Raw genomic sequence first — 20,874 nt, 5'->3', positions numbered from 1 at the left:
TGTGAGAATAGAATGATTTTAACATTATTATTTCCGACATAACATTACTCAGAGCAGCTTATCTTCTATTAAATCCATAGCCTGTCTTCTGCCGTCATACATGGCTATTTTAGATTGTAATGCCTTCGCGTTATTTCCGTATTTATCATCACCTAGCATTTTTTCCGCCTCCGCATACAGTTCTTCCGGAGTAAGATCATAGCTCTCCTGAATAAATAAATTATACGCCCCATGCGCCCGGTTAAAATCTATTCGCCTTGGTTTTTCCTTACTTAACTTGATTACACGGCCAACTTCCAAATACTCAAGCCTTCTGCCATTTCCCTCCTGCTCGGTCTGGAATGGAATTGTAATTGACGGTTTACCGCAGGAAACAATCTCCATCATTGTTCCATATCCGCCGTGAAAGATTACAAGATCGGCTTTGGATATTAAGAGTTTACCCGGAACCCAGTTGAAAAACCTTACATTTCCTGTTGATCCGGGAAGCTCTTTCAGGTTGAATTTAGTGCTGGTTGAAACCACAACCTGGACAGGTTTGCCTGAAAAGGCATCCGCGACCGTCTGAAAAAATTTATTATTCCCCACAGGGCCAGCCCCGCCGCCCACTGTGATGTAGACAAGAGGCAGGTCATCTTTCAACTCATGAAACCACGATGGTGTTTCTATATTTTTTTTTGAAACAGTCAGTTCACCCACAAATTTCGTATTCGAATCTTCCGGTATGGGCTCGATCTCTGGTATGCTTGGGATAATATAATAATTTCCCCGCAGCAGATCTTCTGCCCTGGATATAGAATTAAGACCCATTTTCGACATTAAAGGATTGAATATGGTAAGTACATCGGGAGAGACCATCCCTTCAGGTTTATTTTTCCACCACAGCAGGTTTGCGGTTTTCGGATGAAATGCGTACCTAATGATCTGAAATAAAGGAATACCGGCTTTTTCAGCCAGCATTCCGGCTAACAGATTTAAATCACCAATAATAACATCTGGTTTAAATGTCTTCACAATTCCCAGATAGCGAGAAATATTTTTTGTTATATACACTTCACTGGAGAAACCATCCCGTACTACCTGGTAGGAAAGACCTGATATCTCCGTAAAAAGAGGAGGAGTTTGACGGTAATAGCCGGAAATAATCCTGCCAAGAAAAGCCTTTATTTGAGCAGTGTATAACCTGTTCCGAGGAGAAAAAGTAAGAAATTGCCGTTTTATGATTTTTTCATACTTATATGTATTCAGGACAAAAGCACAAGTGTTCCCTCTTCTTACAGCCTCATGGGCAAGCGCCAGGCATCTGCTGATATGGCCAAAGCCCCCACCAATGTCACTTGGGAAAAACAGTATTTTCAATTTTATACAGGACCTGAAAAATAATTAATAGCTGCAAAGTAAAAATCAGGCACGCTTGTCCCATACCCATCGGAAAACCGGGGTTTTCAGGACAGCAGAGATAATGTTACTATTCATCAGCTTCACAATCCAGGGCATCAACAGGACTCTCAATATAAAAGGGGAAAAGTTCGCATGGTACAATCTTATCCAGATCTGGAAAAAAGGACTGCTCTGAGAAAGCCAGTTTCTGGTATAAATCTGATTCTGTTTATCTTTTATAATACCGTCATTTAAGGCCATATCATAAAGAGGGACACCAGGAAATAGCATAAGTGAATATATCGGATTATACCACGGCCTTGGAAAACTGGCCGCGAGTCTTAAAGTCTCTGCCATCTCATCAACTGTTTCGTATGGATTATCAATTATAAACTGATAAGTCGGCGGGGGGTTCATTCTGTGCCGATATTTTTCAAGCAGGTCAATGGCTTTTGGTAAAACCTTGTGTTCCCTTGAACGGTTATATATCTCGGCAATCCGTGGATTGGCGGTCTCTACACCCATAGTCACATGGGCGCAACCGGCAGCAAAAAGAATTTCCATCTTTTCCTCATTAATTTCAAGAGGACTCACCTGAGCGAAAAAAGGCACACCAATCTCTTTTTTATACAATTCACAGAACGACATTAGTTTATCTTCAGATCGTGCCGTAAAATTATCATCAACCATATAGAGATAAGAAATAGGGGCTAGCTCTTTTTGTATCATTTTAAGTTCATCTATTATATTCTGATTGCCTCTCCAGCGCAAAAGACTCTGCCCCGGATAAAGCCGTTTATATGCACTGTTACAACAGTAGGTGCATGAAAAGGGACAGCCTCTGCTGGTCATAAACATATATGGTATGGATTTACCATCACCTTTGAAACGCTCACCCTGAAATGACAGCATATATTCCGCTGTCAGCTCTTTCATATCATGGCCCTCGATAATAAAATGATCTTTACAGCTATAATCAGGGAAAGGCACTGCATCAAGATCTTTAATTAAGGGCCTCAACTGGTTACGTATAATCAGATCCCCGGAGTTGATCCAGAGATTTTTTATATCAAGATAAGGTTCACCGCGATCCATGCAGTCCACTAGTTCAGTCAAAGCGCCTTCACCCTCACCCAGACATACAATATCGGCGAATTTTATACATTCTTCAGGCTCGACAGTTGGCTGTACCCCTCCCCATATAATGGGCACCTTTATTCCGCTTTCCTTTAAAGCTCTGGTAAGCTGAATTGCCCGAGTAAACTGATTAGTCATAAGAGAAATACCAATAAGCCCTGAATCGGAACACAAACCTGACAAATGGCTGATAGCCATCCTGTCATATTCAGTTTTATATTTTTCTTTTTGTGTCTGAAATTTGGGGGGCAGCATAAAGACCATTCGTGTTTCATGTCCTTTTTCACGAAGGCATGATGACAGGATGCGTAAACCATACGAAAAGAGTTCAGGTTCAAGTGATATCAGAGTGATCTTCATTTAAGTTTCCTCCATTATTAACATAATTTATTTCATACTAGTGATGGTCACAAGGCCTCTATTTCCATCAACAATTAAATAATGGCCCGTTTGTATTTTTTCAGTGGCTGATGGGACACTAACAACAGCGGGAAGTCCATACTCACGCGCAACTGTCGCACCATGAGAAAGAAATCCGCCTGTTTCTGTAACCAAACCTTTGCAGCTCAGAAAAAGAGGAGTCCATCCTGGGTCTGTGTGAGACGTGACAAGTATCTCTCCATGCTTCAGGTCTCTCATTTCGGAGATATTTTTTAATACTCTTGCATAACCTTCAACTATTCCCGGACTGCATCCAATACCTTTCAGTAAAGAATTGCTGTCGTTTATAGTTTGAAGAGGCATACCATCCTGCAAAATCAAATCAGGGGTATGCTGACTTTTCCATATTTTATGCTGAGCTTTCCTTTCTGAAATCAGATCCTTTGGATTGCAATAAAATTTCTCATTTTTTAAAATGCCTTTTATTTCAGATAATCTCATAAAAAAAATATCATTTTTATTATCGAGTATATTCCCTAATACCATTTGAGCTCCAATATCGAGAATATTCATTCTTATTATGAAATAGCCTTCCATAAGCTGATATTTGATGTTTTCACGCAAGGTGCAGAAGTCAGCGTATGAAGACAACAATTTTTTAAATATGATTCTCTGAATTCTTGATAAAGACCGGCTGATATTATTCACCGCTTTATCTCTGTTTCTCCTTCTGGCAAAAATATCTTCAGCATTAGACTCCCTGACAGGGATGGCAAGATATGACCTCATTACATCTAGAATAAAGCCCGGAGCCTCTTTCCATCTCGGAACAGCAAGTTCAAATTCTTCGGCTGCCCGGGCTCCATTTTTCTGTAAAAACTCATAAAGCATGCCAAGGCACTCAGCCCCGCCATCGACTTTAACAACCTCATCGGACAACCTTATCCAATCAGATTCCTTATTAATGATATCCAGAAGTGCGGGTCTGTTTCTTATAAAGTTGCATATTTCCCAGATAGTCATTCCCTGTTCTGCTGTTTGCAGGCTTTCATTTCCAGTGAGGATCAGAGTGATCATGGCCTGGGCCTCAGATGGTATCCACTTGTAAAGATAATGAGACAGCATGGCAAATGCGCCTATGGAATAGGCTGTGCACTTAATATGCAGATAAAAACATTTGGCATTCCACTGGATAATTTTTTCAAGATTTCCTGTTTCACTGGATGGAACATCAGGTAACCTCTTAAGTAAGATTGAAATTCTGGGAACTATTTTGAATATGTCCAAAAAAAATAATAGTTGTGCGAGTTTTACTGCAATACCATTGGGCCGTTTATAGGACGATGTCTGAGAAACAACATCCACTCCCAATACATGTTTCATAACCTCAGGTGTTACATAAGGAAGGTAACAAAATGAATCCAGAAAGAATTTAAGTTTAAGATAACCTCTTCCATTAATCAGCCGTATTACATTGTTAAATAACGAATAATTATCTGCAGATGGCTTGATAACTGACGAAGGGTTATTAAATAAAGTACATCTAAATATATCCCATGTTAATGGTGTAATTACATCAGGAAGCACTTCCCCGATATTCGCTCGAGTCCAGAGATTATCAATTTCATTTTTACCGCCAAATACAGGCTGAGTTATGGGTCTTGCCTGCAGCAAAAAATATTCATCGCCGTTAAAAGCCCACTCTATATCCTGAGGACCACCGGAGCAGGTTTCAACTTCCAGCGCTATACCAGATAATTTTTTAATATCTTCATCACTTAAAATCTTTGTTTCCGGCTCATTAATATGCCTGATACTTTGAGTTGACCTGGAAAAATCACATGAATAGGGAGTCACCTTTCCGGAGACAAGATCTTCTCCAAGACCTTCACAATACTCTATGAGGAGTTCATCCTTGTTTTCACTGGTAGGATGCCTTGTAAATATCACCCCTGAATACTCTGATTTGACCATCTCCTGAAGTATCACTGCCATCTTACCTTTTTTATGGTCAAGTTTATTTTTCTCTCGATAGATAATGGCCCGCTCATTCCATAATGAAGCCCAGCATTTTTTTATAGATATTAGGACATTGTCCAATCCAGACACATTGAGATAACTGTCATAAAGTCCAGCAAAAGAAGATCCTGCAAGATCTTCCAAATTTGATGATGAACGTACGGCCCATTTATAATCTCTATTATTAAAAATATTTTCCTTTAGAATCTCATCAGTTAATTCAGAAGGAATAGCTGCCTTTTGGAAAGACAGAATAATATAATTGCTTTTCTCAGCAGGGGTTGATTTTTCGCTTTGAATTATTTTGTTTAATTCATTTCGGAGATTATTCATATCAAGAAAAAGCTCATAAGCCCCCTCTGTTATGCTAAAAGTCAATGGAACTCTGAAACCCTGGCTCAGTAAAAAATTCAGGTTTTCGGCTTTACTTCCTATTGAACATTCGGAAATCAATGGAAGATTTATTATATATTTACCTGACATCAAAAATACTTTATTGGATAGTAATCTGCTCTGGAAGGGTTGATTTTTTATTAAATAAGTTTTTTATTTTATTATGTAAGGCTCTGAATAAAATCTGATGTTTTTTAATTATATTGTCATTTTTCCTCATCCGCCTAAGCATTTGATCAGGAGTAAGATAAGCAAGATCGTTCTTTATTATCCACTCCCAAACGTTATAGTCTGCATTCCAGAACGTTGATGCTAACTTTGCAAAGGAATCATAGGTAGCTTTATTCTCTTTTTCCCATATAGTTTGGTATTCTTGTATAATTTGAGAGTCACCATCTATCAAGGCTTTCAGAGCAAATTCCCCTGCTAAACGACCGTATTGGAGTGAGGGCTCAATACCCATACATGTCCAATTTGTAGCCATTCCACCTGCGTCTCCCGAAATCAGTATATTGGGATACACAAGTCTTTCAGCATACAAAACCGGGATACTTCCACTCTCTACATTCTCAATTATTCCTTTTCTCAGGTAATCATTATATGGTCGAAATTCCTGTAACGCATTATTAAACCCCTCCTTGAGAGATTCATAATCAATATTAGGAGTGTCAGCAATTGCAGCATATCCAAAACTTGCTCTCCCTTCATTTAATGGATAAAACCAGCCTCCACCTGTGCCGAAATCTTTTACCGGCCATAAGTAATAGGCTGAGTTATCCTCAAAGCCCTCTAAACCAGAAAATATTGCTCCGTACACATGGCTATATAATTCAGACTTCTCACTGGCGAACAACCTGTTTATTAGCTTTTCTTTTCCTGAGCAATCTATCAATATTTTAGCATGAAAAACTTCTTCATCCTTCAACTTAATACAGACACCTTTTTCTTCATTCCAGACGTCTATTACTTCATTATTGATGACTGAAAAATCAGGATGGCATGTCTTAATTTTATTATACAATTTAATGCATGCCTTTTGATAATCAAGAACAACTAACCGTTGATCTTCAAAAAGGAAACGTATAGAACTTCCCTTATGATTATGAAAACCAAAGCTCAGATAACCGCCTTTAATGCAGTCCAATAAATTATGCTCTTTTATTACATCAAAAAATGTAAGAGGAGATGGATTGTTAGATCCTATACCCTTTTTTTCAATACATGCTATTTTAATATTTTTACGCCTATTAAAAGCACACCCTGCCGACAGCCCTGATATCCCAGCTCCTACAATTATTACATCATATTGATTTTCTGCACTCATTTTTTTCCTATAAACAATTTTACTTTTTTGCCATCATCAGGACTCAATTTGATTTAAGATATCATGGGCAGTTCGCAAACCTGATTCAAAAGCCTGTGGAACGCAAGGCCCTTCAGGCTCAACCGAATCACCAACGCAATATAGATTTTTAATGGGAGTTTTGATGGATATTCGATCAGAATGTAAGTCTGGAGTTACTCCAAAAACATATGGAAAAAAACCAAATTTCTCTTTATATAGCAGCGGATCATAAACATAATATTCTTTTATAGCCTTTGAAAGTCCATAAAATAAATCATCCAAACCTTCATTTAATATCTTGTCTACCTGTTTTTTCAAAACATCTTTCTCTACGTTACCTCTAGGATAGTAAAATTGCAGTGTAGCCCTATGGTCATTATTTTTATTAACATTATCTCTATTAAGGTTTGATGGAACATGAAGTATAAACATGGATTTCTCGGGGAATTGCCCATTCTCAAGTAATTCAAATTCTTTAACTGAATTATAAGGCATTAAAAATATACTCACACCTATTGGCAACTCTATCTTTCGTGAAAAAGTAAGGAAAATGTTGACAACCATCAAGCTTGATTTCAGATCACAGATTTGAGAATAGAAAGACTCAGGCCAATCACTTCGCTCCGTTAGTTCTAGAACCGTATTACGAATTCCCGAATTGCTTACAACAATCTGGCTTTTGTATATTTCATTTTCGGTCTGCACACCAAAAACTGCTCCATTCTTTAACAGTATTTTATTAACTTTGACATTATGAATAATTTGTCCATTTTTCTCTGCTATTTTTGCGAGAAGAGATGTAATATCCCCATTTCCACCCAGCAGATATTCGGGATTAAGACCTTTGTAACTTCCGATTATACTATTCTTCGCCAGACTTTGAGAAGAAATCCTATAAGGGCTTACACCTGAAACACCAAAAAGAGAAAAAAGAAATGTACGCATTCTAGACTCGTCAGTCAGGCTATCAATAACTTCCCCTATAGATGAGAGGTTCAGGAAAGTTGAAGGTGATTTTAGTATCTTGGTTCGAGAGAGAAATTTTACAAGACTGTAAAAAGGGACTCCACATTTTATAATATCAAACACCGTCCTCACACCAAAAGGAAAACAAATAAATCGGTTACCAATCTTTATTGCACCTCGAATTAAAATTGTTTTGCAATCGACATTAAAAGTATTCCGAAGATGATCGAAAACCCGGCCACCTACATATAATGCGCCAATTTCATAACTATTACCATTTATTGTTCTTGTTGAACATCTTCCTCCCAGAGTATTATTCTGTTCCAGTAAAATGAATGATATACCGGATTGACTTAAATATGCTGCGGTTGTTATACCTCCTATACCTCCTCCTATTATTATAACGGGGAATTCGTTCATTATAGTACTCCAACCCATTGAAAAAAATTGCTTAGTCGGACAATCACTGGAAAGGATAATATTTTAAAAGGAAGCTTAGTCGAACTCAGTTTCATCAACCGTCTGATGCGAAAATTTTTAGTAAATCGATTAAACTCCATATAAGCATGTTTGCGATTTATAAAAACCTCAGCCGCAAGTTTTCCTGAAATAAGTGCACCAGATATGCCATTTAAAAAAAAGGGATCCATCATCCCACTTATCGTCCCTGCAAACACCAGACCATTTTTCACAAGATTAACCTCCAATGGTATGCAACCGCTTGAAAACTCCCATTCTTTAAAAGAAATACCCTCACTCTTTAATAAATGTTTTTTGTAAATATCAATATATTCCCTGCTCATTCCCTTTCTTGAAAACAGCAGAGAGAAAATAAGGTCTCCATAGGAAGCTACATATGCAAAATCATGGTTTGTATAATTACCAAAAAAGGAAACAGCACGACCGTCATCACCATCACTTGATTGTTCGACAGCTCTGAATCCCTGCACAAGGCTATGTTTAATATTTAATAACCTATATGCGTCTATCTCCAGTCCAGTCGCCACAATACATGGTTTAATTACTGAATCCCTTGAGTACGAAATTTTTTTCAAGTCAAAGTCCTCACCAAAATTAAATTCAACCCTATTCTTTTTAGCTTCCTGATAAAGATAATTTTCTATAGAAGTAGCTCGTGATCCCTTCTCACAAACGTAGCTGTTCCCAGGATCTTCTACGTTTATTTTTCTTCCATAGAAGTAAAAGGTGTGTTTTTTTACTGGTTGAAAACATTTGGAAAGGTCAACATTAATATACTTTGAAGTTGCATCCAAGTTGAAATTCTGTTGGTGAACAGATGGATGCCACTTCGTAGAACCACCAATATTATCTCTTTTATCAATTACTGTTACTTCAAATCCTGCCCTGCCTAAATTAATCGCTGCAACAAGACCTGAGATACCAGCCCCAAATACAGTTATTTTTTTATTCATGTAACTTAGCCTATATTTTATCTTACATAAATGTCTCTGCTTCGATGAAAAGTGTTATTATTACTGTTTACTTTAAGACCTGTCTGTATATCAAGCCAACGTTAATATCCCATTACAGCTATCGGTTTGTTAACGCCTCAGCGCTCTTTTTTATTCCAGCAGTAGAGGAACGATTGATGTTAGATTTGTATTACTACTTTTTTTTACATCTGGAATGATAGAAGGATTTTTTTGGTATTCCTCCATATGAATGTATTTAGACTTATCCATCTCCAGTTTATAATTTCTTCTTATGATCGAATTGGTTGAATAGGAATTAATCCTGCTGTCAGCCCAGTCTTCCCACCATCCCTTTCTGTCCCATGGATCGCTTATGTAAATAAAAGCCTTGATATTCGGATAAGATGCAATCTTGCTAAAAAATGGGGCATACCATAGATTCCAATTGTTTGAATTTGTCGCACCATTGTTATGAATGGGAGATGATTCACATATCATAACGGGTTTCTCATGAAGTGAAGCATTTTTTATGAAAGGGTCCGATAATGTGATCTGTTCAGAGGTAAAAAAGTTTATCCCCCACCAGTCAACATATTTATCCCCAGGATACCATTCCATATAATTGAACATCCACGGATTTACTGTATTCCATACCCAGGCAATATTCGTTACCTTTTCCTTCTGGAAAATATTATAAATGTGTTTCCATATTGCAATAAATTGAGCGGGAGTGAGTGAAGGATCAGAATGAGCTCCACTGTTTCCGGTGCCGAATTCAAAGCCAGGCCTCAGATATGTCGGTTTATCAAGGTTTTTGATCTGTTGAGCTAGATTTTTAATTCTATTATCCCAACTGCCGTTTAAGATAGTAGAGGCAGGAATTGATACGGAGCCTGAAAGCCATGCCTGGGCGCTTTGCAATGCAACGCCTATATTCAGAAGATAAGGTTGCCCGTGATTGTTTGCTATGTTATGAAAATTTGTGGTATCCATCTCAGCGCTTTCAGGATCAAGCATAGCATATGCTGAATATATAACCGGGATATGCCCGACTGTCACCTGATACTCGGTAACATATTGCCAGTTTTCAGCATCAGCATAGTATTGAGGAATATACTGCCCAAGGCCATGAAGAACTCTTCCATCCGGCGGCTCATATTTTTCTGTGGCATAACCTGATGTTAGATAAAATAGAGTAATCATGCATAAAGCCAATTTAATAAACATGTGTTTCATAGAAACTCAAAATACATTTTCAATGTCTTTTCATGTTGTTGACAGCTCATCAAGGTATTATTTAACAAGTATCTTTTTAATAACAGTAAAAGGAAAAGTATTAAGAATAAGCTCCAATGAATAGAGCCTTCTGTAGACAATAAAAAACAAGGTTATCAATATATAAAATGGATTCTGAAAAGCCACCAGGATACCCAGATATACCGGAAGCCCAACCGAAGGGAAGGTATGATGGAGTAAATGAAATATGCTTTTACGGTTACAGGTAAATGGATTCAATTGTTCGAATGTGCTTTTATGAACTAGAAAAAAAGAACTAGCATAAAGAGCAATATAAATTAACAAAACAGGTAGAGCGAATAAAATACTTTTCGGCACTATTTTATTAATTTTCAACATCATCGTTAGCAGGCAGATCAACAGCATTCCCTTTTCAATTTCAAGAGAAATCCGTAGAAGTCTCCTGACTTTATCAATTCCTGCCTGTACTGCAAAGGTTGTTGTTCCCGTTCTGATGTCATTATAAAAGTCCTGATATTGATGATTCAGATCAGAAGAAAGACCTCTAAAAAGTATATAAAGGGTAAGGATTGGAACCGTTATTAAATCCCAATAACCGAATGCAGAAAAAACTATCAGGGCCGGAAGGACCCTTTGACCTAACACTGTAAAGATCAGGCCGACCTTACCCCTTTCTTTTAATCGTATAGGCTTCAAGGAATAAAAAGTCGTGACAAGAAACCAGCTAGCCCATAGTAACAGAAAAAGGCTTTTCTTAAAAAATGGGATCGCAAAAATTACGCTCAGGATAAAAAATAGCGCAACTATTTGAACTGCCCTGCCCGTTGAATCATGCCGAAATGTATTCTGTTTTCCCTGTTGGGAATCTATCTCTCTATCAGAGAGATCATTTATAAGGTATCCATAGGTTGTGGAACACATACTGAACAGAAAAAAGAAAAAAAATTCAAATAAAAACCATGGAGAGGAAAACCTGAAATAAAGGGCGACATACATTATAAGAAACACATTTTCTATCGCCGAATTATATAGAAGGACAGCCCAGTTCCTCCAGCCGAGATATTTTACAATGAATGATATCAACATATTCATTATCCACGTTCCATGAATATCAAGCTTTACGTTTTAACAGCATATGAGCAAGAACAATCAACTTTTCATTTTTCCCTTTAAATATCTCTATAGCAGTTAGAGCCTTGTCAGTATATTCCTGAACTAAATGCTTGGATTTTTCCACCCCATAAACTGTAACAAACCCACCTTTATCGTTATTAAGCGATTTACCCACATCCTCCGAGTTACCTTCTACATCCAGAAGATCATCGAGAATCTGGAATGCAAAACCAAGATTTTTCGCATAGGTCTCCAGTGCGGAAATCTCTGCATCATTCGCATCACCTATAATCGCCGCTGTAACACCTGAGGAGGCAAACAGTGATGCTGTTTTATAAGTATGTATATAATCAAGTGTAGCAGCATCAGTCTCTTCATTGGAGAACTTCAAATCAACAAACTGACCTCCTACAAGGCCATTGATCCCTACTGTGCGAGCCAGTCTACTGACTACTTTTGTTTTTTTATCATCTGGCAACTCCGGATCATTAAGGACAATCTCATAAGCTCTTGTAAGTAATCCTATACTCGCAAGGGCGGATACATCCTGGCCAAAAACCATATGATTTGCAGGTTTACCCCTTCTCACCTTTCCATCATCCATATGCGGCAGGTCATCCATAATAAGAGATGATGTGTGAATCATTTCAAGGGCGCATGCTGTGGTTATCAACTTTTCTTTTGGCACTCCAAACAGTTCCCCCACAAGGAAACAGAACAAAGGCCTGACCCTCTTCCCTCCAGAAAAAAGACTGTAGTTTACTGACTCCTGCAATACATTAAGCAATGGTTCATTGTTTTCCATAAACTCGGCAAGCTTTGAATCGATGATTTTTTTTGCACCAACAATTTGCTCCTGAAGATCATTCATATCGCACCTCACTTTCCTGTTGATATTGATTTATTGTACATGACACCACTGGCAAATCCAATTATCCAGAAGAAAAGACCAACTGCGAATACTATAACAGCAACAGGTCTTCTGGTTATAACCTTCGGCTCATATTTAAGAAAGATCATTATAGTTCTAAAAAACTTAATAAATGGTAAAACAGGAATAAATGCTGCTGCAATCAATGGAGTTCTAACAATAAATGATCCTTCCAGATCAACCTCTTTTAATACTCTTGACGTGATTTTTCCGATCTTCATTTGATGATCTAAAAAACTTTTCATGACTGACCTGTGATTATGGTATACCGTAATTGAGCTGTCTAAGAGTATTTTCTCACCGTTTTTACAAATTTTGTAATTAAAAATTAAATCTTCCTGGGGATAATATTCACCTTCAAACAACCCGTATTTATCAAATATTTCTTTCTTGTAAGATATATTACATGTGGGTATATGACTAACCTCCATTTTGGGTTTACCAGGCAGAAACTCCCGGAACTCTGCCAGGTATCCGGCCCACGCCACCATATCGTTTTCTCGGTTGCCATTTCTAACAGATCCACCAACCACCTTGTACTCAGAGGTATGAGCAGCAGCAATCCGGTTAAGCCAGTCAGGAGCAGCCACACAGTCTGAATCTATAAATGCAATCAGATCTCCCTTTGATTTTTCTATTCCGATATTCCTGGCCGTCCCCGGATCAGTCTTTTTATCCAGATGAATAAACTGAATGTCAGGATATTTGGAGTTCACGATCTCAGGTGTCCTGTCCCTTGAACTGTCAACCAGGATAATTTCATATTCCCCCCTGTATTCCTGATTTTTAAGGGCATCAAGGCATTTTGAAATAGTGCTTTCAGAATTGTAGGAAGGAATAATTACAGATATCATATATTATTATCCAAGTGTATTAATCCCAGTGAACCCGTTTTAGTTTTCATTTCCAGGTATAAAAAGAAAATATTGATGATGCGCCCAGAATTTTTTTATTGGGTCGGGCAGGTTCTCCAGGAGGTCATATTTTAAAACCCTCTCCTCCATTTGCGGATCTTTACCATTTAACCAATCAAGTATGCATATTCCGGGATTATCTCTCTTCTGCATCCTGTCGGCAATAAAACCCATACCCATTTTTCTGAGCATATCTTCCTTGGCCATTGCTATGTCGGGCCAGGGAGGCACATCCAGATAACCCTCTTCCGCCAGTTGCCAGTTCTGTTGTTCCATAACCTCTCTGATTCCCTGAGCGCTGTCATCAGGTTGTTTACTACGCGATTGACCTGTCTTATCCGATTTCCGGAACAGGTTGAAGATATTCCACCTGTTCGGTATACAGATAAAGACTGCTTTTTTTGAAACCCTTGCCATTTCTCTTAACATGGCAGGCACGCCGGATTGAAACCGAAGGGCTGCAAAATTCCAGGCCATGTCAAAGCTGTTGTCATCAAATGGCAGGGATGAAAAACCTTTCTGACACAGCATCCGGAACGGAAGATCAAGCCCCCTCCATACCTCGGAGATCAGTCCTGCCCTCACCTCATCATCATCCATTACAGTTACCTGAACGCCTTTTGCCGCCCACCACATGCTGTTAATACCGGATACTCCTGTCATTCCGAATGAAGGCACCTCAAGAATACTCTTTATATCAAACCGTTCGCTCAGCATTTGAAAATATCTGTGAAGGATGAAACGCTCATAGGTTGTACCCATGCCTTCATTGTGATCAATAAAATAACGCTTCCAGTTTTGTTCAATAGAAATCATTCTTTATGTTCACCGCACATATGTCTGATAAATGAATCTTCCGTTTTAACCGGGACATATCCGAGTTCGTCAACAGTTTGTGATATATCATAATGCCAGTTTTTTGAAATCAGCAGCAGTCTTGTGACCCACTTTTCACTTTTAATTATCCGAAAAATATTTATCATTACCCTAAAAACTACATCAGGAAGCTTCAAATAGAAAGGATAAGGTCTATTATTATAATGAAGGTATATCTGATTTGCCAGCTCCCTCAATGATACAGGATCTTTGTCAGCTATAATGAAAATCCTTTTAACGATATCCTCCGATTCGATTAGTTTTTTTAAAATTCCAGCAAAACTTTCAACATCCAGCAGATGAATCATTACATCTTTATAAGTTAGACAAATTAATTTTCTTCTGACCAGGTGTACCAGAGTGGAGGGGAAACCATTATCACCCTGTCCGTAGGTTATTGTCGGTCTTACAATAAAGGCATTGAGACCCATATCTATGTATCGCAGAACTGCCTTTTCCGCAATTATCTTTGAATAATGGTATTCATTATCTCCGTTAAGGGGGTTTCCGAGGTTTGCCGGTACCTTCTCAGGGATAGTGCCAAAGACTCCTACAGAACTACAAAAAATAAATTTTTTTACTTTGTGCTGAAGAGATGCCTCAAGAAGTATCTCTGTTCCCTTAACATTAACATCATAAAAATCCTGTTTCGTTGCTGTACCTGCTCCCCTCAAAGCTGCCAGATGAATCACATAATCAAAAGAATATTTCTCAAAGACATGTTCTATAAAAGCCCTGTCACAAAAACTTCCTTCAGCCAGTATGGCACCCTTTTTCTCAAGTTCTTTCGCGTTTTTATAATCCCCATGCCCACGAACAACAGCCACTATCTGATATCTTTTATCAGCCAGAAGGTTGTTTGCAACATATGATCCTATGAAGCCAGTGGCTCCAGTTATAAGAATATATTTTTCAGCCATTTTATTTCAGAGTTATGAAATTCCAGCTGGCTTTTACAAGGGTTTTAGGGTCATGGAGCATATTTGTGTAACTCGCATTGGCCAGAGGACAAAAGCATTCTCCATTTTTTATTGACTTTCTCAGGTTGTTGGCCTTTTCTGATAGCCATATCTTTTTAAAATCAAAGTCATGCTCCCGCAGGTTCCCCATGGGTTCTGCCTTAATACAGCATGGCCATACATCCCCATCAGGCGCAACCTGAGCAGAAGCAAAACCGCTGAAACATGGGATTATCTGCCTTTTCTCTTTCATGATCCTCTGAACCATCGAATAATATTCCAACCTGAATGATCGAGTAAGCCTTCCCACACTGCTGAAAGAACCTTTTTTTAATCGGGATCTCAGAAACTCAACTGCAACGGAATAATCTTCCAGAGTCGGAGTTATGGCGCAGCCTATTGTACCCAGCTCCACACGCTCTTCGGCGATCTCTGTTATGTATGAATCCGGATTTAATTTTATGAGATAATCATATATCTCAGGAATTCTTGAGACATTGAATTGAGATATTACGGTATGAATACCCAGTGCAAGATTATCAAGATGTATCTTCTTAAGGCCGTTAAATGACTTCAAAGCTTTTTCAAAATTTCCGGGTACTCCTCGTATTGCATCGTGCCTCTCTTCGATGTCATCAAGAGAAAGGTTTATTATAATCTGAGAGCCCTTGCAGTATGACGCTATTTCTTTTACCCTGTCAGGGATACGGTTATGTAAAATACCGTTTGTGGGAATATTTATTATGGCGGGTCGGCAATTATCGTAAAGTGCCCGAACAATCTCCAGGAGATCATCCCTGAGAAAAGGCTCTCCACCGCTTATAGTAACCCAGAATGGGGCCTTTCCAAGACTTTTAAATACTTTCTTCCACTCATCCGGGGTAAGCTCATAGGAGTCCTTCTTATATACGTTACATGTTTTACAGCGTGAATTGCACCTATAACTCAGGCTGAAGGTCAGGTTCATTGGCAGAGGCCTGGGCCATCCCATGTATCTGAACATGAAATAAGAGGGGATCTTTTTAATAACCTTGAACATGTCAATCCAGCCTTTTTGTTGATTCGGCAATATCCCATACAAAGGGATTTTTTTTCTTTACGTAAAAATCATAGTATCCCAGAAGACGCCCGATTGCTTCAAGAGAGACAGCACCTAACGTCCACAGGATTTCTCCGGGATTATGAGAGTGCCCCTTAAAAAGGTACCTTAATATCTTGACCGGACTGGATGTGCTTACTTCATGCCGGGTTTCCATTGCAAGGTGTTTGTGCCCGGCAGCAATGCGTCTTCTCTGTTTTATAAAATCCCTTATGTTTTCAGGTCCTTTGTTCCTTACAATGGCATCTCCAGCATAATGAAGCCTGTAACCGGCCTGGGTTACTATTGCCTCTATGCTGGCCTCATCCACTGCTGTGTCATTTGGTATACTTCTTACAATGTTTCTGAAGGCAACCAGTTCACCAAGTTTGGGTGTCTCCAGGGCTATCCTGTGATGAAGCGACCACATAAGATTGACAACATACCCTACAAATGTTTCCTTACTGTTAACAGGCACAGGGTGCGCTCCTGTCATTCCAACAGATAAATCACGAAAAGGTTCAACCATGTTCCGGAAGGTCCCCTCCACCGGCAGGGTATCGCCGCTCTCAAGAATTATTATATCTCCGGTTGCTTTTTCAAGAAAAAGGTTTATTGCCGACGCCTTTCCCTCTCTTTTTTTCTGGACAATCAGTTTTATCCTGTTGTCCATACTTTCATACTCGCGAACAATATCATCTGTCCTGTCCATGCTTCCGGATGACACCACAAAGATCTCATTGATGTTGCCATCCTTGACTTCCTGGGTCATAACCGCTTTCAGAAGTCTCCCGATGTTTGCCTCTTCATTATAGGCCATAATGCCGACAGAGATATTCATGGTCATTCCTTAATATATTGTTTGTCAGATTTCACAAACTCGCGATAATCCTTACACAGATAAGTGAGGTGTGACAATATTTCTCGTACTGAAGCACGGCACCTGAATGTCAGCCAGAAGGCCTCCCATACAACATTCCTGGATATCTTTGAATATCCATGCTCCCTCTCCTTGAATAGAATAGGTATCTCACCGACTCTGAAACCATACTTGAAGGTGAGGTAGGTCATCTCTATCTGAAAGGCATAACCGTCTGATTTAACATTATCTAGAGGTATTGTCTCAAGCACCTTTCTTCTATAGCATCTGAACCCGGCTGTGAAATCCCAGACAGGCCGGACCATGATATATGAAACAAAAATATTAGCAAGTTTACTAAGCAGCAACCTGCGGAATCTCCAACCTTCAACCCTCACTCCATTCAGATACCTGCTGCCAATAACCAGGTCCATGTTGTCTGACGCATCTAAAAAGGCCTGGAGATATTTCGGGTTATGTGAAAAATCGGCATCCATCTCAAATATGAGGTCTGCGCCCCTTTCAAGTGCTACCTTGAACCCGTCAATATATGCCCTGCCCAGACCTTCCTTTGCTGGCCTGTGATGTACATAAATACGCTTATCATTAGCCGCCAGTTCATCCGCTATCACCCCGGTCCCGTCAGGCGAATTGTCATCAACAATTACTATGTTGAAATCAGGATGGAGCCTTAAAATATCATTTATAATTTGCATAATATTTTTTGCTTCATTATAGGTGGGCATTACAATACATTTATGCATAATAAACACCTCCGGAATAGTTGGTCATTGCGTTGTCTTATCCAATATCATTTTTAAAAAACGGTATAATGTTTTTATAGTATCTTATCCATGCCTCAGTGAATATGGCGCCCCAGAGAAAATTTAAAACCGGATATCTCAGCTTCTTCATGTTTTTAGCATCTAATAACAGCTGGGTAAGTGTCTCAGCGGATACAATCTCTTTTACATGGCTGTCATGGGCTGTCAGGATATCATGGGCCATGGCGTTGAATTCTTTTCTTGTTAACCATTTTACAAATGGAGGAACAAACCCGCTTTTCCCCCTGTATATAAAATCCGAAGGCATATATTCTTCAAGCAGCTTTTTCAAAGGCCATTTGACTATACCGTTTTTTATCTTGGCTTTCCATGGCAGTTTACCCTGCTCCTTCAGAATATCCAGCCAGATATATGGGTAGATTATTTTCAGCCCAAGGACTTCACCCACAGATAATGCCTTTGCCGACCACAGTCTGCTGTTTATGTGAATCAGTTGCCTTACAGTCGTTTTGGCCTCATAACTCATACAACCAGGACCTTTTGCTATCCCTGCAAAGACCTGTTCCATTGCCTCAGACAGCTTTTTATTCCAGCCACCCGGATCCTTAAACTCAAGATAATTCACAGGCGACTGTACCAGAAAATAATTAAAACGGCTTAATTCATGAACATCTGCAACTGCAGAAACCCTGGCCATTAAACCTTCCATGCCTTCCCATTTCCAGTAGGGATATTCCTTCGTTAAACCTACTATCAATTTTTTCATGAACCCGGGCAAATAATGTTTGACTAGATATTTCTGCTCCAGACCAAGGGCAGGAAAACCGAAACAATCATCACCGCCATTACATTCTATAATACAATCAGTCGCTCCTTTACTTTCCCTGATATATTTTAAAAGAAAGGTTACCGGCAGGCTTGAAAAGTCTGTAAAAGGGTGATCCGTAAGCCTCACAACATCTTCAACTGTATTTAAGGCTTCTTTATCCTCCATTACTGCGATCTGAAGATTCGTTTCAAGGCGTTCGGATACAACCTTTGAATACTTCAATTCAGGATCATGATTCTCAAAGGAGCAGTAAAATGCGGGCAGAGATTTTTCACCAACTTCATCAAGATAAAAGGCGTACAGGCTGGAATCCACTCCTCCACTTAATAATATGGATGGGCTAAGCCTCTCAAGAAACCTGCATGATCTCATCAGAGTATCTTTTACAGGCCTTAGAAGAACCTCATCCTGGCCTTTTTCAGAAATAACGCTATGATCTTCAAGAAATTCAAATTGAAAGAAAGGAAAGGTTGAACAACTGCCAGTACCTATGTTGTATTTTAAATAATGTCCAGGAGGGACAACTGAGATATTGTTGCTTATTGAAACGGGCTCTGGTATCGCTCCATATTTTAATATGGAATAGATACCCATCGTATTCACGTCAAATCCAATTAATTTTAATAAGACCCGCAGATCAGAACAAAAAAGAATACCGTATTTCATCCTGTGATAATAGATTCTTCCTGCACCGGCCCTGTGTGATACAAGGAATAATGACTTTATATTATCTGTCCTCTCTGCAATGGCCATACGGAAATCGGACTCCACATCATTCAGGGCTCCCGGACCTTTGTTTATAAAGGCCTTTTTGAATTCCCTTTCCAGATCAAAATAATCATATTCCCCATTCACATTCTTCTTAACCAGGAGATCCTGGGTTATAATAGCTAATTCATCCGTGTATAAAGATTCTGTCGGAAAGTTTTTAAATGGTTCATCAAAGAAAAAAAATCCATTACCCCATACAGGAATTTTGTTAAAGGACTTCAGTAAAAGGAATTTATTTATAGCATTCCCATATTCAGAGTCAAAACTGTTATGTATATATCCTCCTATCATTTATTTCCCTTAAAGAAGCTCTAATAAATTTATGGTAAGGACTCAAAAAGGACAGGGTTTTGAGCCAACCAGGTATGTTCCATGTTTATCCGAAAACCAAGCCATGACAGTTCGCAGGGGGAAATCTCTCTAAATTCTTTAGCGATTTCAGGATATATTATTTCAACTTTAGTACTGTCAAGATGGCCGGTCGGGGTGAGACTCTTTATCCTGAGACCTGCACTCTCTGCAAATTCACGATATTTATTGACACGCCACCTGTTGAGATTTCCTTGTAATATCATGCAGTTACAAACTGCGACTTGCCAACTTATTGATATGTCAAGCAAAATCAACATGCTGCCTCTTTTTTATTTAATCATCATATACTTTTTTACCGGCAATTCTCTATACGAAATTTATTGATTATTTTTGTCACTTTTAAATTTTTCTCGAAAGATAAAATGAATATATCTGAAAATAGTGCGTATCTTCTTCATTTTGCTTTGACCCTGTTTTAAATCATAACGGAGTATCAGAGGGACTTCATCAACCTTAACACCCAAATAGGAGAGTTTAATTAATATTTCAGCCATACAAACAAAGCTGTTGTGGGTAATAAAATTTTCCTTATACTTATCAACTGCCTTTTTTATTATATCCGCACTGTAGAGCCTAAAACCACATGTGTAATCCTTTACGCCCTCGATCGGAAAAAATATTTTTAACAGGAAGCTGGCGCCAAGACTTAATATTTTACGATGAAGTGCCAGTCCTATCTCTTCTCCTCCATGCTCATATCGTGAAGCTATAATGATATCTTTACCTTTTTGAATCTTTTGTATCATATCTCCAACGATTGATGGATTGTGGGTATCATCTGCGTCCATTGTCAATATAAGATCACCTGGTTTCGATAGCCCAGCAATATAATCAAAACCAGTTCTCATAGCGGCACCTAATCCCATATTATATGGATGAGGAACAAGTGATATGTTTATCTCATTATTAAACCCATTTACTGTTTCTGCGGTCCGATCTGTACTCCCATCATCAACAACCACTATTAAGTAATGAATTTTGTTTTCAGCAAACAGTTTCTTAAACCTTTCCAGAAGACTTTGCATTGATTTTTCTTCGTTATAGGCTGGAAGTAATACATAAAGCATGGTTGCCTC

Annotated in this window: 17 protein-coding genes; all 17 read right to left on the bottom strand. The window is 38.7% G+C overall.

Features of this window, described 5'->3' with window-relative positions; all coding sequences use genetic code 11:
- Nucleotides 1–48: 48 nt before the first annotated feature.
- Nucleotides 49–1,014: a hypothetical protein gene (locus GX654_02010; protein NLD35622.1), complete on the bottom strand. Its 966-nt coding sequence runs from the start codon at nt 1,012–1,014 to the stop codon at nt 49–51.
- Nucleotides 1,015–1,404: 390 nt separating this feature from the next.
- Nucleotides 1,405–2,877 carry a B12-binding domain-containing radical SAM protein gene (locus tag GX654_02005; GenBank protein ID NLD35621.1) on the bottom strand — a complete coding sequence of 491 codons (1,473 nt, stop codon included), beginning with the start codon at nt 2,875–2,877 and terminating at the stop codon, nt 1,405–1,407.
- A gap of 27 nt (nt 2,878–2,904) precedes the next feature.
- Nucleotides 2,905–5,400 (bottom strand): hypothetical protein, encoded by a 2,496-nt coding sequence (locus GX654_02000; protein ID NLD35620.1) that lies wholly within the window; start codon nt 5,398–5,400, stop codon nt 2,905–2,907.
- 10 nt (nt 5,401–5,410) lie between these two features.
- On the bottom strand, nt 5,411–6,634 hold the full coding sequence (locus GX654_01995; GenBank protein NLD35619.1) for an NAD(P)/FAD-dependent oxidoreductase: 1,224 nt from the start codon (nt 6,632–6,634) through the stop codon (nt 5,411–5,413).
- Nucleotides 6,635–6,670: 36 nt separating this feature from the next.
- Complete coding sequence (locus GX654_01990) at nt 6,671–8,041, bottom strand: NAD(P)-binding protein (protein ID NLD35618.1); 1,371 nt, start codon at nt 8,039–8,041, stop codon at nt 6,671–6,673.
- Nucleotides 8,041–9,054 (bottom strand): NAD(P)-binding protein, encoded by a 1,014-nt coding sequence (locus GX654_01985; protein ID NLD35617.1) that lies wholly within the window; start codon nt 9,052–9,054, stop codon nt 8,041–8,043. The genes GX654_01990 and GX654_01985 overlap by 1 nt, the downstream gene beginning before the upstream one ends.
- A 150-nt stretch (nt 9,055–9,204) precedes the next feature.
- Nucleotides 9,205–10,257 (bottom strand): hypothetical protein, encoded by a 1,053-nt coding sequence (locus GX654_01980; GenBank protein NLD35616.1) that lies wholly within the window; start codon nt 10,255–10,257, stop codon nt 9,205–9,207.
- 90 nt (nt 10,258–10,347) lie between these two features.
- Entirely contained in the window at nt 10,348–11,397 is a 1,050-nt protein-coding gene (locus GX654_01975) for a UbiA family prenyltransferase (GenBank protein ID NLD35615.1), read from the bottom strand.
- A 25-nt stretch (nt 11,398–11,422) separates the two neighbouring features.
- Nucleotides 11,423–12,295, bottom strand: a complete 873-nt coding sequence (locus GX654_01970) for a polyprenyl synthetase family protein (protein ID NLD35614.1) — start codon at nt 12,293–12,295, stop codon at nt 11,423–11,425.
- Between the two features lie 8 nt (nt 12,296–12,303).
- The gene (locus GX654_01965; protein NLD35613.1) at nt 12,304–13,209 is read right to left on the bottom strand and encodes a glycosyltransferase; all 906 of its coding nucleotides are present in this window, start codon (nt 13,207–13,209) and stop codon (nt 12,304–12,306) included.
- 39 nt (nt 13,210–13,248) lie between these two features.
- A complete protein-coding gene (locus tag GX654_01960) occupies nt 13,249–14,085 on the bottom strand; it encodes a class I SAM-dependent methyltransferase (protein NLD35612.1) in 837 nt (278 codons plus the stop codon).
- Entirely contained in the window at nt 14,082–15,065 is a 984-nt protein-coding gene (locus tag GX654_01955; GenBank protein NLD35611.1) for an NAD(P)-dependent oxidoreductase, read from the bottom strand. The genes GX654_01960 and GX654_01955 overlap by 4 nt, the downstream gene beginning before the upstream one ends.
- A gap of 1 nt (nt 15,066) precedes the next feature.
- The gene (locus GX654_01950) at nt 15,067–16,077 is read right to left on the bottom strand and encodes a radical SAM protein (protein NLD35610.1); all 1,011 of its coding nucleotides are present in this window, start codon (nt 16,075–16,077) and stop codon (nt 15,067–15,069) included.
- A 67-nt stretch (nt 16,078–16,144) separates the two neighbouring features.
- Nucleotides 16,145–17,023 (bottom strand): glycosyltransferase, encoded by an 879-nt coding sequence (locus GX654_01945; protein NLD35609.1) that lies wholly within the window; start codon nt 17,021–17,023, stop codon nt 16,145–16,147.
- A 2-nt stretch (nt 17,024–17,025) separates the two neighbouring features.
- Complete coding sequence (locus tag GX654_01940) at nt 17,026–17,805, bottom strand: polyprenol monophosphomannose synthase (protein ID NLD35608.1); 780 nt, start codon at nt 17,803–17,805, stop codon at nt 17,026–17,028.
- A 37-nt stretch (nt 17,806–17,842) separates the two neighbouring features.
- The gene (locus GX654_01935; protein ID NLD35607.1) at nt 17,843–19,717 is read right to left on the bottom strand and encodes a hypothetical protein; all 1,875 of its coding nucleotides are present in this window, start codon (nt 19,715–19,717) and stop codon (nt 17,843–17,845) included.
- Nucleotides 19,718–20,115: 398 nt separating this feature from the next.
- Nucleotides 20,116–20,865 carry a glycosyltransferase gene (locus tag GX654_01930; GenBank protein ID NLD35606.1) on the bottom strand — a complete coding sequence of 250 codons (750 nt, stop codon included), beginning with the start codon at nt 20,863–20,865 and terminating at the stop codon, nt 20,116–20,118.
- Nucleotides 20,866–20,874 lie beyond the last annotated feature (9 nt).

Source organism: Desulfatiglans sp. (genome assembly GCA_012513605.1).
Classification (GTDB): Bacteria; Desulfobacterota; DSM-4660; order Desulfatiglandales; family HGW-15; genus JAAZBV01.
The sequence above is the reverse complement of the archived record's forward strand: the minus strand, read 5'-3'. Positions and strand labels throughout refer to the sequence as shown.